Origin of the sequence: Streptomyces sp. NBC_01244, from assembly GCF_035987325.1 — a bacterium.
GTDB lineage: Bacteria > Actinomycetota > Actinomycetes > Streptomycetales > Streptomycetaceae > Streptomyces.
Window position 1 is genome coordinate 2,455,755 of sequence record NZ_CP108488.1, and the last position, 17,237, is coordinate 2,472,991.

The window sequence follows — 17,237 nt, forward strand, 5'->3', positions numbered from 1 at the left end:
AGCCCTTAGAGCCCCAGCCTGGCCAGCGCCTTGCCCGCGTCCAGCCCGCACGAGCCGTCGCCCGCCTGGGTCCAGGCCGCCGCGCACAGCGCCCGCAGCCCGTCCATCGCACCGCTCGCGCCGTCCTCGCCGCGCAGCTCCAGCACGCCGTCCAGCGCCACCGCCGTCCACTCTCCGCAGCGGAACCCGCCCCCGTCGGCCGGCGCCACCTCCGGCTGCCCGGTCAGCAGCCCGCGCAGGTCCCGGTCCACGTACGTCGGCCGGTACTTCGGCTCGGCCCGCAGCAGCTGCGCCCCGTCCGTCACCCCGGTCAGCACCAGCAGCGAGTCCACGTCCCCGTTGAAGGCGCCCTCGATGTCGGTGTCCAGCCGGTCCCCGACGACCAGCGGCCGCTTGGCCCCGGTCCGCAGCACGGTCTCTCGGTGCATCGGGGGCAGCGGCTTGCCCGCCACCTGGGGTTCGGCGCCCGTGGCGATCCGTACGACCTCCACGGCGGCCCCGTTGCCCGGCGCGATGCCCCGCACTCCCGGGATCGTCAGGTCGGTGTTCGAGGCGTACCACGGCACCCCGCGGTTGATCGCGTACGAAGCCTCCGCGAACCGCCCCCACGGCAGATCGGGCCCCCCGTAACCCTGGACCACCGCCGCGAGCCCCTCCTCCTCGGCGGAGTCCACCGGCACCAGCCCGCGTTCGCGCAGCGCGACCCGCAGCCCCTCGCCGCCGATCACCAGCACCTTCGAACCGGGCTCCACCTGCTCGGCGATGAGACGGGCCACCGCCTGCGCGGAGGTGATCACCTCGCCGGCCTCCGTCGGGATGCCCAGCTCGCTCAGGTGCTCGGCGACCGCGTCCGGGGTGCGCAGCGCGTTGTTCGTCACGTACGCCAGGTGCATCCCGTCGGCCCGCGCCGCGGCGAGCGAGTCCACGGCGTGCGCGATGGCCTCCCCGCCCGCGTACACCACACCGTCGAGGTCCAGCAGGGCCGTGTCGTACGCCTGGTGCAGACTCCGCTCACTGCCGGCGGGAAGGGTCCTGCTCTGCCGCGTCATGGTGTCGGCTCCTCATGCGATCGATCTTGTCCGGTTTCCGTACTCCCCCGATCATCCCGCATGCCGAGACGGGTCTTAGGATTCATCAATGACCACATCTGGCACCGCGGACCACGGACTGCGCCTGATCCCGTTCCATGGCCTGCGCTATGTCCCCGAGCGCGTCGGCAGTCTGGCCGCCGTGACCTCGCCGCCGTACGACGTGGTCGTGCGCCCCGACGGACTCAACCACCTGGAGTCCGCCGACCCCCACAACATCGTCCGCCTGATCCTCCCGCAGGCCGACACCCCGGCCGCCCGCAACCAGCAGGCGGCGCACACCCTGCGCGACTGGCTCTCGGAGGGCATCCTCAGCGCCGACCCGGTACCCGCGCTCTACGTCTACGAGCAGCGCCGCGGCGAGCTGCTCCAGCGCGGGGTCATCGGGGCCCTCGCCCTCTCCACGGCCGAAGAGGGGATCGTCCTCCCCCACGAGGACGTCATGCCCCACGTGGTCACCGACCGCGCCGGCCTGATGCGCGCCACCTCCGCCAACCTCGAACCGCTCCTCCTGACCTACCTCGGCGACGATCCGGCGGCGGGCGCGGCAGCGGTCGTCGAGCGCACCGCCCACTCCACCCCGCTGTTCTCCACCACCACGGAGGACGGCTTCCAGCACCGGCTGTGGGCCATCACGGACCCCGCCGACCTGGCCGCGATCACCGCCGACCTGGGCGACCGCCAGGCCCTCATCGCCGACGGCCACCACCGCTGGGCGACGTACCTGCGCCTCCAGGAGGAGCACCGCTCCCCCACCCCCTGGGACTTCGGCCTGGTCCTCCTCGTCGACACCGCCCGCTACCCGCTCCAGGTCCGCGCGATCCACCGGCTGCTCAGGCGCCTGTCCCCCGCCGACGCCCTGGCCGCCCTCGACGGCCGCTTCCGGGTCCGCACCGTCGACGGCCCGCTGCCGGCCGCCATGGCGGCCCTGGCCGAGGCCGCGGAGCTCGGCAACGCCTTCCTGCTCACCGGCGACGGCACCTTCCACCTGGTGACCGACCCCGAGCCCGCCCTGATCGAGCGCACGGTCCGCGGCGACCGCCCCGAGGCCTGGCGCCGACTGGACGCCACGGTCCTCCACGCGACCCTGCTGGACACCCTCTGGGCGGTTCCCGACGCCCCCGAGCAGATCTCGTACATCCACGACACCGAGGCCACCGTCGAGATGGCGGAGCGCCTCGGCGGCACGGCCGTCCTGCTGCACCCCGTACGCGAGTCGGTCGTACGGGAACTGGCCCGCCAGGGCGTGACGATGCCCCGCAAGTCCACCTCCTTCGGCCCGAAGCCGGCCACCGGCCTGGTCCTGCGCAGCGTCGACTGACGGACCCCCGGAGCAACAAAAAAGGGCGGTACCCCCATCGGGGGTACCGCCCTTCTCAGCTCACTCAGCCGTCGTCGCGGACTCCGGCATCACGACGGTCGTCAACCTGACGGTCGTCCTCGTCCTCGTCCTCGTCCTCGTCGAGAACGACGACCTCGTCGGTGACGTCGACGTCGGCGTCGACATCTGCGTCACCTTCGTACTCGTCGTCGTCCTCGTCGTAGTACTCGGCTTGGTCGGAGGCGCGCTCGGCGGCCACGACCTCCGGGTCGTCGTCGTCCTCGTCGTCCTCGTCGTCGAACTCGGCCTCGAACTCCGGCTCGACCTCGTCCTCGTCCTCGTCCTCGTCCTGGTCCTCGACATCCACGTCCGAGTCGTCGGCGGAGGCGTCGACGAACTCGACGCCGTCCAGCTCGGCGAGGCGGTCGGAGGCGTCCGTGGCCCCGTCCTTGTCGGCCTCAAGGGTCTTGGCGAACCACTCGCGCGCCTCGTCCTCACGGCCGGCCGCCAGCAGGGCGTCGGCGTAGGCGTACCGCAGACGCGCGGTCCACGGCTGCACGGAGCTGGAGGCCAGCTCCGGGCTCTGCAGGGTCACGATGGCGGCGTCGAGCTGGTCCATGTCCCGGCGGGCACCGGCCGCGACCAGACGCATCTCGACCTGTCCGGCCTTGTCCAGCTTCTGCACCTCGGGCTCGCCGGCCATGGCCAGCGCCCGCTCCGGACGGCCGAGGCCGCGCTCGCAGTCGGCGATGACGGGCCACAGCTCGACCGAACCGGTCATCCGCTTGGCGGCGCGGAACTCCGCGATCGCCTCGGCGTACTTCTGGTTGGCGTACGCGGCGAAGCCGGCGGCCTCGCGCACGGCGGCGACACGGGAGGCCAGACGCAGGGCGATGCGCGAGTACGCGTACGCCTGCTCCGGGTCCTCGTCGATCAGCCGGGCCACCATGACCAGGTTCTTGGAGACTTCCTCGGCCAGCCCCTTGGGCAGGCTCAGCAGCTCCTGGCGGACGTCGGAGTCGATCTCGAAACCGGTGACGTCATCGTCGATCGGAAGCCGCTTGACCGGGTCCCGGTCCGCACGGAAGTCACGGTCGCCACCCCGGTCGTCACGCCCGCGGAACCCACCACGGTCGCCACCACGGTCGTCACGACGCGGGTACGAGGGACGGTCGCCACCGCGGTCATCGCGACCGCCGCGGAAGCCACCACGGTCGTCGTCCCGACGCGGGTACGACGGACGGTCCCCACCAGAGGGACGGTCGTCACGACGGGGGTACGAGGGACGGTCGCCACCGCGGTCATCGCGACCGCCGCGGAACCCACCACGGTCGTCGTCCCGACGCGGGTAGGACGGACGGTCCCCACCAGAGGGACGGTCGTCACGACGCGGGTACGAGGGACGGTCGCCACCGCGGTCATCGCGACCGCCGCGGAACCCACCACGGTCGTCATCGCGACGGGGGTAGGAGGGACGGTCGCCACCGGAGGGGCGGTCGTCACGACGCGGGTACGACGGGCGGTCGCCGCGGTCGTTGCCGCGGAAGCCGCCACCGGTGGGACGGTCGCCCCGGTCGTTCCCGCGGAAGCCGCCACCGGTGGGGCGGTCGCCACCACGGTCGTCGCGACGCGGGAAGGAGGGACGGTCGCCACCGCGGTCATCGCGACCGCCGCGGAACCCACCACGGTCGTCATCCCGACGCGGGTACGACGGACGGTCTCCACGGTCGTTGCCGCGGAAGCCGCCACCGGTGGGACGGTCGCCCCGGTCGTTCCCGCGGAAGCCGCCACCGGTGGGGCGGTCGCCACCACGGTCGTCGCGACGCGGGTACGAGGGGCGGTCGCCGCCGCCGGAGGGACGGTCGTCCCGACGGGGGAAGGACGGGCGGTCCCCACCAGAGGGCCGGTCGTCACGACGCGGGTACGACGGACGGTCACCGCGGTCGTTACCGCGGAAGCCACCACGGTCGTCATCGCGACGGAAGCCACCGCCGGAGGGACGGTCACCGCCACCGGAGGGGCGGTCGTCACGACGCGGGTACGACGGACGGTCGCCGCGGTCGTTGCCGCGGAAGCCGCCACCGGTGGGACGGTCGCCACCACGGTCGTCGCGACGCGGGAAGGAGGGACGGTCGCCACCGCGGTCGTCACGACCGCCGCGGAACCCACCACGGTCGTCATCCCGACGCGGGTACGACGGACGGTCTCCACGGTCGTTACCGCGGAAGCCACCACCGGAAGGACGGTCACCCCGGTCGTTCCCACGGAAACCACCACCGGACGGGCGGTCGCCACCGCCGGAGGGACGGTCATCGCGACGCGGGTACGACGGACGGTCGCCACCGCCGGCCGGACGGCCGCCACGGTCATCGCGACGGAAGCCGCCGCCGGAGGGACGGTCACCGCCACCGGAGGGACGGTCATCGCGACGCGGGTACGAGGGACGGTCGCCACCGCCCGCCGGACGGCCGCCACGGTCGTCACGGCGGAAGCCACCGCCGGAGGGACGGTCACCGCCACCGGAGGGACGGTCATCGCGACGGAACGGCGGACGCTCGCCGCCACGGTCGTCACGGCCCCCGCGGTAGCCGCCCCTGTCACCGCCGTCGTTGCGCCGAGGCTCGCGCTCCGGACGATCGTCGGGAGAGTTGGACATGGGTGTGACTCCTGTCTTCGGGGTACCGCTAGTCATTCTCGCGCAACCAACCCATGGCCGCGCTTCGGCGTAAAGATCTGGAAAACAAAAAAGACCCCTGCTCCAGCGTTGAACGCTGGACCAGGGGTCCTTTGAAAAATTGTTCGGCGGTGTCCTACTCTCCCACAGGGTCCCCCCTGCAGTACCATCGGCGCTGAAAGGCTTAGCTTCCGGGTTCGGAATGTAACCGGGCGTTTCCCTAACGCTATGACCACCGAAACCCTAATCGGTTTCGAGCGAACAAGCACACTTTGTAGTTATGTTCTAGCTCTAGAAACCAGCAACCGTTCGTTGCTTCAGAACTAACACAGTGGACGCGAGCAACTGAGGACAAGCCCTCGGCCTATTAGTACCAGTCAGCTCCACCCGTTACCGGGCTTCCACATCTGGCCTATCAACCCAGTCGTCTACTGGGAGCCTTACCCTCTCAAGGAGGTGGGAATACTCATCTTGAAGCAGGCTTCCCGCTTAGATGCTTTCAGCGGTTATCCCTCCCGAACGTAGCCAACCAGCCATGCCCTTGGCAGGACAACTGGCACACCAGAGGTTCGTCCGTCCCGGTCCTCTCGTACTAGGGACAGCCCTTCTCAATATTCCTACGCGCACAGCGGATAGGGACCGAACTGTCTCACGACGTTCTAAACCCAGCTCGCGTACCGCTTTAATGGGCGAACAGCCCAACCCTTGGGACCGACTCCAGCCCCAGGATGCGACGAGCCGACATCGAGGTGCCAAACCATCCCGTCGATATGGACTCTTGGGGAAGATCAGCCTGTTATCCCCGGGGTACCTTTTATCCGTTGAGCGACGGCGCTTCCACAAGCCACCGCCGGATCACTAGTCCCGACTTTCGTCCCTGCTCGACCCGTCGGTCTCACAGTCAAGCTCCCTTGTGCACTTACACTCAACACCTGATTGCCAACCAGGCTGAGGGAACCTTTGGGCGCCTCCGTTACTTTTTGGGAGGCAACCGCCCCAGTTAAACTACCCATCAGACACTGTCCCTGATCCGGATCACGGACCGAGGTTAGACATCCAGCACGACCAGAGTGGTATTTCAACGACGACTCCACAACCACTGGCGTGGCCGCTTCAAAGTCTCCCACCTATCCTACACAAGCCGAACCGAACACCAATATCAAACTATAGTAAAGGTCCCGGGGTCTTTCCGTCCTGCTGCGCGAAACGAGCATCTTTACTCGTAGTGCAATTTCACCGGGCCTATGGTTGAGACAGTCGAGAAGTCGTTACGCCATTCGTGCAGGTCGGAACTTACCCGACAAGGAATTTCGCTACCTTAGGATGGTTATAGTTACCACCGCCGTTTACTGGCGCTTAAGTTCTCAGCTTCGCCACACCGAAATGTGACTAACCGGTCCCCTTAACGTTCCAGCACCGGGCAGGCGTCAGTCCGTATACATCGCCTTACGGCTTCGCACGGACCTGTGTTTTTAGTAAACAGTCGCTTCTCGCTGGTCTCTGCGGCCACCCCCAGCTCACGGAGTAAATCCGATCACCAGTGATGGCCCCCCTTCTCCCGAAGTTACGGGGGCATTTTGCCGAGTTCCTTAACCATAGTTCACCCGAACGCCTCGGTATTCTCTACCTGACCACCTGAGTCGGTTTAGGGTACGGGCCGCCATGAAACTCGCTAGAGGCTTTTCTCGACAGCATAGGATCATCCACTTCACCACAATCGGCTCGGCATCAGGTCTCAGCCTTATATGAGGGACGGATTTGCCTACCCCTCGGCCTACACCCTTACCCCGGGACTACCACCGCCCGGGCTGGACTACCTTCCTGCGTCACCCCATCGCTTACCTACTACAAGTCTGGTTCGCCGGCTCCACCACTTTCCTTTCCCCGAAGGGTCCGGAACGGCTTCACGGGCTTAGCATCGCCTGATTCGATATTGGGCGTTTCAAAGCGGGTACCGGAATATCAACCGGTTGTCCATCGACTACGCCTGTCGGCCTCGCCTTAGGTCCCGACTTACCCTGGGCAGATCAGCTTGACCCAGGAACCCTTAGTCAATCGGCGCACACGTTTCTCACGTGTGTATCGCTACTCATGCCTGCATTCTCACTCGTGAACCGTCCACAACTAGCTTCCGCTGCTGCTTCACCCGGCACACGACGCTCCCCTACCCATCACAGCGGGCGTTGGCCCTATTGCTGCAATGACACGACTTCGGCGGTACGCTTGAGCCCCGCTACATTGTCGGCGCGGAATCACTTGACCAGTGAGCTATTACGCACTCTTTCAAGGGTGGCTGCTTCTAAGCCAACCTCCTGGTTGTCTCTGCGACTCCACATCCTTTCCCACTTAGCGTACGCTTAGGGGCCTTAGTCGATGCTCTGGGCTGTTTCCCTCTCGACCATGGAGCTTATCCCCCACAGTCTCACTGCCACGCTCTCACTTACCGGCATTCGGAGTTTGGCTAAGGTCAGTAACCCGGTAGGGCCCATCGCCTATCCAGTGCTCTACCTCCGGCAAGAAACACGTGACGCTGCACCTAAATGCATTTCGGGGAGAACCAGCTATCACGGAGTTTGATTGGCCTTTCACCCCTAACCACAGGTCATCCCCCAGGTTTTCAACCCTGGTGGGTTCGGTCCTCCACGAAGTCTTACCTCCGCTTCAACCTGCCCATGGCTAGATCACTCCGCTTCGGGTCTAGAGCGTGCAACTCAATCGCCCTATTCGGACTCGCTTTCGCTACGGCTTCCCCACACGGGTTAACCTCGCTACACACCGCTAACTCGCAGGCTCATTCTTCAAAAGGCACGCAGTCACGACTGTATGTGCAAGCACATACAGCGACGCTCCCACGGCTTGTAGGCACACGGTTTCAGGTACTATTTCACTCCGCTCCCGCGGTACTTTTCACCATTCCCTCACGGTACTATCCGCTATCGGTCACCAGGGAATATTTAGGCTTAGCGGGTGGTCCCGCCAGATTCACACGGGATTTCTCGGGCCCCGTGCTACTTGGGAGATTCTTAAGCAAGCCGCTGATGTTTCGTCTACGGGGGTCTTACCCTCTACGCCGGACCTTTCGCATGTCCTTCGACTACATCAACGGTTTCTGACTCGCCGACCGGCCGGCAGACCGATCAAAAGAATTCCCACAACCCCGCATGCGCAACCCCTGCCGGGTATCACACGCATACGGTTTGGCCTCATCCGGTTTCGCTCGCCACTACTCCCGGAATCACGGTTGTTTTCTCTTCCTGCGGGTACTGAGATGTTTCACTTCCCCGCGTTCCCTCCACACTGCCTATGTGTTCAGCAGTGGGTGACAGCCCATGACGACTGCCGGGTTTCCCCATTCGGACACCCCCGGATCAAAGCTCAGTTGGCAGCTCCCCGGGGCCTATCGCGGCCTCTCACGTCCTTCATCGGTTCCTGGTGCCAAGGCATCCACCGTGCGCCCTTAAAAACTTGGCCTACAGATGCTCGCGTCCACTGTGTAGTTCTCAAGCAACGACCAGCCACCCATCACCCTCATCCTAAGACGAAGTTCACTGGGGCCGGCATCGCGAAGATAAAGCCTTTCGGCCGTACCCTCAGATACCCAACAACGTGCCAAGCACGATCCCCCGTCAGTGAGTCACTTTCCACGCCGAAGCAGTACTTGTGATCCATCCAGGAAACCGTGCCAACTAATCAACGTTCCACCCTGAGCTGACCGTGCAGAACGTTTGTCTGCAATCGGTACTGTGCTCCTTAGAAAGGAGGTGATCCAGCCGCACCTTCCGGTACGGCTACCTTGTTACGACTTCGTCCCAATCGCCAGTCCCACCTTCGACAGCTCCCTCCCTTACGGGTTGGGCCACCGGCTTCGGGTGTTACCGACTTTCGTGACGTGACGGGCGGTGTGTACAAGGCCCGGGAACGTATTCACCGCAGCAATGCTGATCTGCGATTACTAGCAACTCCGACTTCATGGGGTCGAGTTGCAGACCCCAATCCGAACTGAGACCGGCTTTTTGAGATTCGCTCCACCTCACGGTATCGCAGCTCATTGTACCGGCCATTGTAGCACGTGTGCAGCCCAAGACATAAGGGGCATGATGACTTGACGTCGTCCCCACCTTCCTCCGAGTTGACCCCGGCGGTCTCCTGTGAGTCCCCATCACCCCGAAGGGCATGCTGGCAACACAGGACAAGGGTTGCGCTCGTTGCGGGACTTAACCCAACATCTCACGACACGAGCTGACGACAGCCATGCACCACCTGTATACCGACCACAAGGGGGGCACTATCTCTAATGCTTTCCGGTATATGTCAAGCCTTGGTAAGGTTCTTCGCGTTGCGTCGAATTAAGCCACATGCTCCGCTGCTTGTGCGGGCCCCCGTCAATTCCTTTGAGTTTTAGCCTTGCGGCCGTACTCCCCAGGCGGGGAACTTAATGCGTTAGCTGCGGCACCGACGACGTGGAATGTCGCCAACACCTAGTTCCCAACGTTTACGGCGTGGACTACCAGGGTATCTAATCCTGTTCGCTCCCCACGCTTTCGCTCCTCAGCGTCAGTAATGGCCCAGAGATCCGCCTTCGCCACCGGTGTTCCTCCTGATATCTGCGCATTTCACCGCTACACCAGGAATTCCGATCTCCCCTACCACACTCTAGCTAGCCCGTATCGAATGCAGACCCGAGGTTAAGCCTCGGGCTTTCACATCCGACGTGACAAGCCGCCTACGAGCTCTTTACGCCCAATAATTCCGGACAACGCTTGCGCCCTACGTATTACCGCGGCTGCTGGCACGTAGTTAGCCGGCGCTTCTTCTGCAGGTACCGTCACTTTCGCTTCTTCCCTGCTGAAAGAGGTTTACAACCCGAAGGCCGTCATCCCTCACGCGGCGTCGCTGCATCAGGCTTTCGCCCATTGTGCAATATTCCCCACTGCTGCCTCCCGTAGGAGTCTGGGCCGTGTCTCAGTCCCAGTGTGGCCGGTCGCCCTCTCAGGCCGGCTACCCGTCGTCGCCTTGGTGGGCCATTACCCCACCAACAAGCTGATAGGCCGCGGGCTCATCCTTCACCGCCGGAGCTTTTAACCCCCGCCCATGCAGGCAGGAGTGTTATCCGGTATTAGACCCCGTTTCCAGGGCTTGTCCCAGAGTGAAGGGCAGATTGCCCACGTGTTACTCACCCGTTCGCCACTAATCCACCCCGAAGGGCTTCATCGTTCGACTTGCATGTGTTAAGCACGCCGCCAGCGTTCGTCCTGAGCCAGGATCAAACTCTCCATGAATGTTTACCGGTAATCCGGTGCACACGCACTTAGAGCGGGACAGTCATGTCGGAATAAGACCGACCGTCCACTGCATCCTCGCTGTGTAATTGCCTGCAAGCATCCCAGCCGAAGCCGTGACCTCACAGGTCTTTTTCAAAGGAACCTCATCCACCGAAATGGACGGGGTATCAACTTTTTGGCGTTGATTTTTGGCACGCTGTTGAGTTCTCAAGGAACGGACGCTTCCTTTGTTCCTGTTTCCAGGCCCTCCGGGCGCTTCCTTCGTTTCCAACTCTACCAGATCATTTCCGCGCCCTGCTTCTCGAAAGTCGCAGTCGGTTTGGATTTGAATTTGGTGACCGTTGGGGGTCTTTGCCTTTCGGCGCTCCACCACATTAGCGCTTATCCCGTGCGGCTCATAATCGGCCGTTCGGAATCGAATTCGGACATGCCGAATAAGACCCCGCCAGGGGTAAGTCGTAGGTAGTGGGTTGGCCGCTCTGGGGGTCTGCTGATAGCAGTGCCCCGTTCAAGCGGCTCGGGCTACGTTAGGCGTCCGCCGACGCCGAGTCAAGTTGAGCGGCGGCGTGGCGCGTGGGCCCGGTACGGGCTCACCGTCGGGTCGTGGGCGATCCAGTAGCGGTACGGGTGGGTGGCGCCGGCGCCGCCCACTCCGGTGCGGGGGCCCTTGCTCACCAGGTCGGCCGGGGCAGGGGTGCCTGTCAGGAGGGACAAGGGGGAATCCGGGCCGGTGCAGAGGTCCGTGCCGTCGAGGGAGCGGTCCACGGCCAGGGCGGTGGCCAGGCGGGCCGGGCCTTTGGCCAGTTCTCGGTCGGTTCTGGCTGAAACACGGCGTTTACGGGCCAGCTCGGCGCCCACGGTGATCTCCCCCGCCCTCAGCAGGACACCGCTCGCGTGGCCCGGGGGGCCGCAGACCAGGTTGAGGCTGAACCACATGCCGTAGATGAAGTAGACGTACGCGTGTCCGGGTGGACCGAACATCGACGCGTTGCGCGCCGTCCGGCCGCGGTACGCGTGGGAGCCCGGGTCGGCTTCCCCCTCGTACGCCTCCACCTCCGTGATGCGCAGTTCCAGCGGGCCGTCCGGGGTGCGGCGGACCAGGGTGCGGCCGAGGAGGTCCGGGGCCACGGTGAGGACCGGGCGGTCGAAGAAGGACCGGGGCAGGGGCGTACGGTCGGGGCGCGCGCTCATCCAGTCGAGCGTAGTGGACTGCGTACTCCTGCAACCGGGGCCTAAGGTTCCGCGTTTGTAGAGGTAGTGCCGCGCCTGGTCGCGCGGGGCTTTCGAGCAGGACTTTTTTCGAGCACGTCGTATAGGGGAGTCAGAGCATGGGGTTCAGGAAGCTGTTCGCGAGCCTGGGTGCCGGTGGTGCTTCGGTCGACACGGTCATCACCGAGCCGAACGTCGTGCCGGGCGGGATCGTCCAGGGCGAGGTCCGGATCCAGGGCGGATCCGTGGAGCAGCAGATCGAGGGGCTGTCGGTCGGGCTCCAAGCGCGGGTGGAGGTGGAGGGCAACGACCAGGAGTACAAGCAGGACGTGGTCTTCACCAAGCAGCGTCTCGGCGGTGCCTTCCAGGTGCAGCCGGGCGCCCTGCACGTGGTGCCGTTCGGCCTGGAGATCCCCTGGGAGACGCCGATCACCCACTTCGGAGGGCGTCAGCTGCCCGGGATGAACATCGGGGTCAGCACCGAGCTGGAGATCGCGCGCGCGGTGGACGCCGGCGACCTCGACGCGATCAACGTGCACCCGGTGCCGGCGCAGCAGGCGATCCTCGACGCCTTCACGCAGCTGGGCTTCTCCTTCCGCAGTGCGGACATGGAGCGCGGGCACATCCGGGGGACGCGGCAGACGCTGCCGTTCTACCAGGAGATCGAGTTCCTGCCGCCGTCGCAGTACCGGGGGCTGAACCAGGTCGAGCTGACCTTCGTCTCCGACGGACGCGAGATGGACGTCGTCCTGGAGATGGACAAGAAGCCGGGTCTGTTCAGCGAGGGCAGCGACACCTTCCGCTGCTTCCAGGTGGGGCTGCAGTCCTACCAGGACACCGACTGGGCGGCCTACCTGAACCAGTGGATCTCGTCGGTGGGTTCGCAGCGCAACTGGCTCTGAGCGGATCTAGGCTCGGTGCCGGTACAGGTACCGGTCAGCGTCGACTCGATCCAGTAGGAGGTTCCGCAGTGGCCGAGCAGAGCAGGGCGCCGCTCCCCCACGATTTCCATCCGGCGGTGCACGCTTTCACCATGAGCAGTGCGGACCTGGAGCCCGGGGCCGATCTGGGGTCCGCCCAGGTGCTGGCCGGTGGGAACGTATCGCCGCACCTGCGGTGGGAGGGGTTCCCGGAGGCGACGAAGTCCTTCGCCGTGACCTGCTTCGACCCGGACGCGCCGACGGGGAGCGGGTTCTGGCACTGGGTGCTCTTCGATCTGCCGGTCTCGGTCACCGAGCTGCCGGCCGGGGCGGGCTCCGGAAAGTTCGAGGGACTGCCCGCCGGGGCCGTGCACGTGCGCAACGACTACGGCACGCAGGACTTCGGCGGGGCGGCTCCCCCGGCCGGGGAGCGGCACCGTTACGTGTTCACCGTGTACGCGGTGGACGAGGAGAAGCTCGGTCCCGGCGCGGATGTGTCGCCGGCCGTCGTCGGGTTCAATCTGCGGTTCCACACGCTGGGGCGTGCGCAGCTCATCGGTGAGTACGAGGCTCCCGCGGGCTGATCGTTCCGCCCTTCGTTCTCCGAGCGTTAGCCCGGTCCTGGTCTAAAGACGACCAGGACCGGGCATTTTTATTGCGTTGTCCCGCGTGGCGCGCGCGACCAGAGTGGTCGTGGGCCTTGCCGCCAGGGTGGTCGCGGGCCTGCACACGGGAGGTGGGCGAGATGCGGGACACGCTGGTGCTGAACGCGAGCTTCGAGCCGCTGTCGACGGTGACGCTGAACCGGGCGGTGGTCCTGGTGCTCCAGGACAAGGCCGTGGTCGAACAGGCGCATCCCGAGTTCCGTGTGCGCGCGGCCACGATGGATCTTCCGCTGCCGCGGGTGATCAGACTCTGCAGGTACGTACGGGTGCCTTTCCGGAGACATGCTCCCTGGTCACGGAGGGGGGTGTTGATCCGGGACCAACACCGGTGCGCGTACTGCGGGAAGCGCGCCACGACCGTGGACCACGTGCTTCCGCGGGCGCAGGGCGGTGGGGACACCTGGCTGAACACGGTGGCCTCCTGCTCCGAGGACAACCACCGCAAGGCGGCCCGGACTCCGGAGGAGGCGGGGATGCCGCTCCTCCGGAAGCCCTTCGTTCCCTCGCCGGCCGACGCCATGCTGCTCGCGCTGGGGGTGGGCGGGCGGGAGGCGCTGCCGGAGTGGCTGGAGCGTTCCGCGTAGGGCTGCCGGTGATCTCGTAGGGCGGGATCGTCCCGCCGGATAGACGGCTGCGCTGGGCGACGTACGTTTTCTACGTCGCTCAGCGGAGCAGCAGTTGGACGATCGCGATGATCCCGACGGTCACGATCACGGCGCGCAGCACGGTGGGCGGCAGGCGGCGGCCGACCTTGGCGCCGAGCTGGCCGCCGATGGTGGAGCCGACGGCGATGAGCAGGACGGCCGTCCAGTCGAACTCGGCGACGAAGAGGAAGAAGACCGCCGCGATGCCGTTCACCATCGCCGCGAGGACGTTCTTCACCGCGTTGATCCGCTGGAGGTCCTCGTGGAGCAGCAGGCCCATCAGGCCGAGGTAGAGCACGCCCTGGGCGGCGCCGAAGTACCCCCCGTACGCGCTGGAGAGCAGCATGCCCGACAGCAGCAGGGGGCCGCCGTCGGGGTGGCCGGTGTCGCCTCCCGCGGCCTCCTGACGCTTGCGCAGTGCGGCGGCGAGCCTGGGCTGGAACACGACGAGGACGAGGGCCAGGCCGATCAGGACCGGCACGATCGTGTCGAAGGAGTCCGACGGCAGGATGAGGAGCAGGATCGCGCCGGCGAGTCCGCCGACGAGGGAGACGGCACCGAGCCGGACGATGCGGGCGCGCTGGCCCTGGAGCTCCTTGCGGTAGCCGATGGCTCCGCTGATGGCACCGGGCACGAGGCCCAGGGTGTTGGAGACGTTGGCCGTGACCGGCGGCAGGCCGGTGGCCAGCAGCACCGGGAAGGTGATGAGGGTTCCGGAACCGACGATGGCGTTGATGGTGCCGGCGCCGATGCCGGCCGCGAAGACCGCGAGTGATTCCCAGATGGACATGGGCGGGGTCGTCCCCTTTGCATGAGTGAGTCGCCTCCCCGCCATGAAGGTCGGGGGGCCTCACTGATCATGCCGGAGGGGACGGCCCGTTCAATCCCGTTCAGTCAATGGTTGGCTGTTCCCGGCGCTCAGCGGCGTCCTTGTCGCGGGCGGCCGGGATGCCGCCGCCCTCCTTGGCACCGTCCCTGCCCGCGTTCTGCGGGTTGAAGCCGGAGGCGGCGCCCATCGGGCCGAAGTTGCCCATCGCTCCGGAGAGGCCCTTGAGGGCGTCGCCGATCTCGCTCGGGACGATCCAGAGCTTGTTGGCGTCGCCTTCGGCGAGCTTCGGCAGCATCTGGAGGTACTGGTAGGCGAGCAGCTTCTGGTCGGCGTCGCCGGCGTGGATGGACTCGAAGACCGTACGGATGGCCTGCGCCTCGCCCTCGGCGCGCAGGGCGGCGGCCTTGGCGTCACCTTCGGCGCGCAGGATGGAGGACTGCTTCTCGCCCTCGGCGCGCAGGATCTCGGACTGGCGGACACCTTCGGCCTGGAGGATCGCGGCGCGCTTGTCGCGGTCGGCGCGCATCTGCTTCTCCATCGAGTCCTGGATGGAGGTCGGCGGCTCGATGGCCTTCAGCTCGACGCGGTTGACGCGGATGCCCCACTTGCCGGTGGCTTCGTCGAGGACTCCGCGCAGGGCCGCGTTGATCTCCTCGCGGGAGGTCAGGGTCCGCTCCAGATCCATGCCGCCGATGATGTTGCGCAGCGTGGTGACGGTGAGCTGCTCGATGGCCTGGATGTAGCTGGCCACCTCGTACGTCGCGGCGCGGGCGTCGGTCACCTGGTAGTAGATGACCGTGTCGATGTTGACGACGAGGTTGTCCTGGGTGATGACGGGCTGCGGCGGGAACGGGACGACCTGCTCGCGGAGGTCGATCCGGTTGCGGATCGAGTCGATGAACGGGACGACGATGTTGAGGCCCGCGTTGAGGGTGCGGGTGTAGCGGCCGAATCGCTCGACGATGGCGGCGCTGGCCTGCGGGATCACCTGGATCGTCTTGACCAGTGCGATGAAGACCAGAACCACCAGAATGATCAGAACGATGATGATCGGTTGCATGCGGTTCCCCGTGCCCTTCCGGCTATCTGTGCTGCCCCGTTCAGCGGAGTCTCGCAGACCCCGGGGCCGCGGGTCGGCTGCTTGCCCACATGTGCTTGCACACAGGTGAGTTGCTCACGTGCTGGTCCGTCACATCGTGCCGTTCGTCACATGACGACGGCGGTCGCCCCGTCGATCTCCACCACGTCGACGGACTGGCCCGGTTCGAAGGTGATGTCCGCGTCCAGGGAGCGCGCCGACCAGATCTCCCCGGCGAGCTTGATCCGGCCACCGCCGCCCGCGTCCACGCGTTCCAGGACGACCGCGCTGCGGCCCCTCAACGCATCGATTCCGCTGCGGTGTTGGGGTTTCTGGTTGCGGTGCCGGTTGGCGATCGGGCGGACGACCGCGATGAGCGCGACCGACACGGCCACGAAGACCAGGACTTGGGCGACCACTCCCCCGCCGAGGGCCGCCGTCACGGCGGCCGCCACCGCTCCGGCGGCGAACATGCCGAACTCGGGCATCGCGGTCAGGACCAGGGGAATGCCCAGTCCGACCGCGCCTATGAGCCACCACACCCACGCGTCGATGTCCACATGGTCATGGTAGGTCGGGTGGGCGCGGTCCGGACAGGGTGCGGGAAGCCCGGCTGGTGCGCGGACTACCGCAGGGGCAGGCCCTGGGCGGTCCAGCGGTCGCTGTCGTTGCGCTCGACGACGAGCGGCAGGCCGAAGCAGAGCGAGAGGTTGCGGGAGGTCAGTTCGAGGTCGATGGGTCCGGCCGCGACCACCTTGCCCTGACGGATCATCAGCACGTGGGTGAAGCCGGGGGCGATCTCCTCGACGTGGTGCGTGACCATGATCATCGACGGGGCGAGCGGATCGCGGGCGAGCCGGCCGAGGCGGCGTACGAGGTCCTCGCGGCCGCCGAGGTCGAGACCGGCGGCGGGCTCGTCGAGCAGCAGCAGCTCGGGGTCGGTCATCAGCGCGCGGGCGATCAGGGTGCGCTTGCGCTCGCCCTCGGAGAGCGTGCCGAACTTCCGGTCGAGGTAGGGCGTCATGCCGAGGCGGTCGAGGAAGGCGCGGGCACGCTGCTCGTCGATCTCCTCGTACTCCTCCTGCCAGGTGGCCGTCATCCCGTACGCGGCGGTGAGGACGGTCTCCAGGACGGTCTGGCGCCTGGGCAGCTTGTCGGCCATCGCGATGCCGGCCATGCCGATGCGGGGGCGCAGCTCGAAGACGTCCACCTTGCCGAGGGTGCTGCCGAGGATGGTGGCGGAGCCCTTGGTGGGGAAGAGGTAGCTGGAGGCGAGGTTCAGCAGCGTGGTCTTGCCGGCGCCGTTGGGGCCGAGGATCACCCAGCGCTCCCCCTCCTTGACCGACCAGGAGACCTGGTCCACCAGAGCCCGGCCCTCGCGGACCACGGATACGTCCACCAGCTCCAGAACATCGCTCATGAGCGTGTTGTCTCCCCTTGCAGTCTTGGTTCGTCTGTGCGCCGCCCGTCCGTGGGCGCGGCCCCAGGGGAAAACCTACGCCACTCGGGGAGGGGTCCGGGCGCGGG

The 17,237-nt window shown here is 66.2% G+C and carries 11 protein-coding genes, 3 rRNA genes and 1 pseudogene; 4 read left to right on the forward strand and 11 right to left on the reverse strand.

Annotated elements, in window-relative coordinates; genetic code table 11:
- Positions 1-5: 5 nt before the first annotated feature.
- A complete protein-coding gene (locus OG247_RS10805; protein ID WP_327252034.1) occupies positions 6-1,049 on the reverse strand; it encodes an HAD-IIA family hydrolase in 1,044 nt (347 codons plus the stop codon).
- Positions 1,050-1,137: 88 nt separating this feature from the next.
- Between OG247_RS10805 and OG247_RS10810 the strand changes: the two genes are divergently transcribed.
- Positions 1,138-2,409, forward strand: a complete 1,272-nt coding sequence (locus OG247_RS10810) for a DUF1015 domain-containing protein (protein ID WP_327252035.1) — start codon at positions 1,138-1,140, stop codon at positions 2,407-2,409.
- 64 nt (positions 2,410-2,473) lie between these two features.
- On the opposite strand, the gene OG247_RS10815 is transcribed toward OG247_RS10810, so the two are convergent.
- The 6 genes and pseudogenes from OG247_RS10815 to OG247_RS10840 all read right to left on the reverse strand — a co-directional run bounded on the left by OG247_RS10815 (position 2,474) and on the right by OG247_RS10840 (position 11,556).
- Entirely contained in the window at positions 2,474-3,358 is an 885-nt protein-coding gene (locus tag OG247_RS10815) for a hypothetical protein (RefSeq protein ID WP_442813599.1), read from the reverse strand.
- Positions 3,359-3,898: 540 nt separating this feature from the next.
- Positions 3,899-5,047: pseudogene (locus OG247_RS10820) on the reverse strand (hypothetical protein); the annotation flags it as partial.
- A gap of 159 nt (positions 5,048-5,206) precedes the next feature.
- Positions 5,207-5,323: ribosomal RNA gene (gene rrf / locus OG247_RS10825) — 5S ribosomal RNA — on the reverse strand.
- 107 nt (positions 5,324-5,430) lie between these two features.
- Positions 5,431-8,554: ribosomal RNA gene (locus tag OG247_RS10830) — 23S ribosomal RNA — on the reverse strand.
- Between the two features lie 283 nt (positions 8,555-8,837).
- Positions 8,838-10,362: ribosomal RNA gene (locus OG247_RS10835) — 16S ribosomal RNA — on the reverse strand.
- Together the 16S, 23S and 5S rRNA genes form the textbook arrangement of a ribosomal RNA operon.
- A 552-nt stretch (positions 10,363-10,914) precedes the next feature.
- Positions 10,915-11,556 (reverse strand): DNA-3-methyladenine glycosylase, encoded by a 642-nt coding sequence (locus OG247_RS10840; protein WP_327252036.1) that lies wholly within the window; start codon positions 11,554-11,556, stop codon positions 10,915-10,917.
- Between the two features lie 137 nt (positions 11,557-11,693).
- Here OG247_RS10840 and OG247_RS10845 point away from each other — a divergent pair, with 137 nt between their 5' ends.
- From OG247_RS10845 to OG247_RS10855, 3 genes are all read left to right on the forward strand, one after another.
- Entirely contained in the window at positions 11,694-12,476 is a 783-nt protein-coding gene (locus OG247_RS10845; protein ID WP_327252037.1) for a sporulation protein, read from the forward strand.
- 68 nt (positions 12,477-12,544) lie between these two features.
- Positions 12,545-13,078: a YbhB/YbcL family Raf kinase inhibitor-like protein gene (locus tag OG247_RS10850; RefSeq protein ID WP_327252038.1), complete on the forward strand. Its 534-nt coding sequence runs from the start codon at positions 12,545-12,547 to the stop codon at positions 13,076-13,078.
- Between the two features lie 161 nt (positions 13,079-13,239).
- On the forward strand, positions 13,240-13,743 hold the full coding sequence (locus OG247_RS10855) for an HNH endonuclease (protein ID WP_327252039.1): 504 nt from the start codon (positions 13,240-13,242) through the stop codon (positions 13,741-13,743).
- A 79-nt stretch (positions 13,744-13,822) separates the two neighbouring features.
- Here OG247_RS10855 and OG247_RS10860 read toward each other — a convergent pair whose 3' ends face one another.
- From OG247_RS10860 to OG247_RS10875, 4 genes are all read right to left on the reverse strand, one after another.
- Positions 13,823-14,593 (reverse strand): sulfite exporter TauE/SafE family protein, encoded by a 771-nt coding sequence (locus tag OG247_RS10860; RefSeq protein WP_327252040.1) that lies wholly within the window; start codon positions 14,591-14,593, stop codon positions 13,823-13,825.
- Between the two features lie 100 nt (positions 14,594-14,693).
- The gene (locus tag OG247_RS10865; RefSeq protein ID WP_327252041.1) at positions 14,694-15,692 is read right to left on the reverse strand and encodes an SPFH domain-containing protein; all 999 of its coding nucleotides are present in this window, start codon (positions 15,690-15,692) and stop codon (positions 14,694-14,696) included.
- Positions 15,693-15,838: 146 nt separating this feature from the next.
- On the reverse strand, positions 15,839-16,270 hold the full coding sequence (locus OG247_RS10870) for an NfeD family protein (RefSeq protein ID WP_266909853.1): 432 nt from the start codon (positions 16,268-16,270) through the stop codon (positions 15,839-15,841).
- Between the two features lie 65 nt (positions 16,271-16,335).
- Positions 16,336-17,130 (reverse strand): ABC transporter ATP-binding protein, encoded by a 795-nt coding sequence (locus OG247_RS10875; protein WP_327252042.1) that lies wholly within the window; start codon positions 17,128-17,130, stop codon positions 16,336-16,338.
- Between the last annotated feature and the right edge of the window lie 107 nt (positions 17,131-17,237).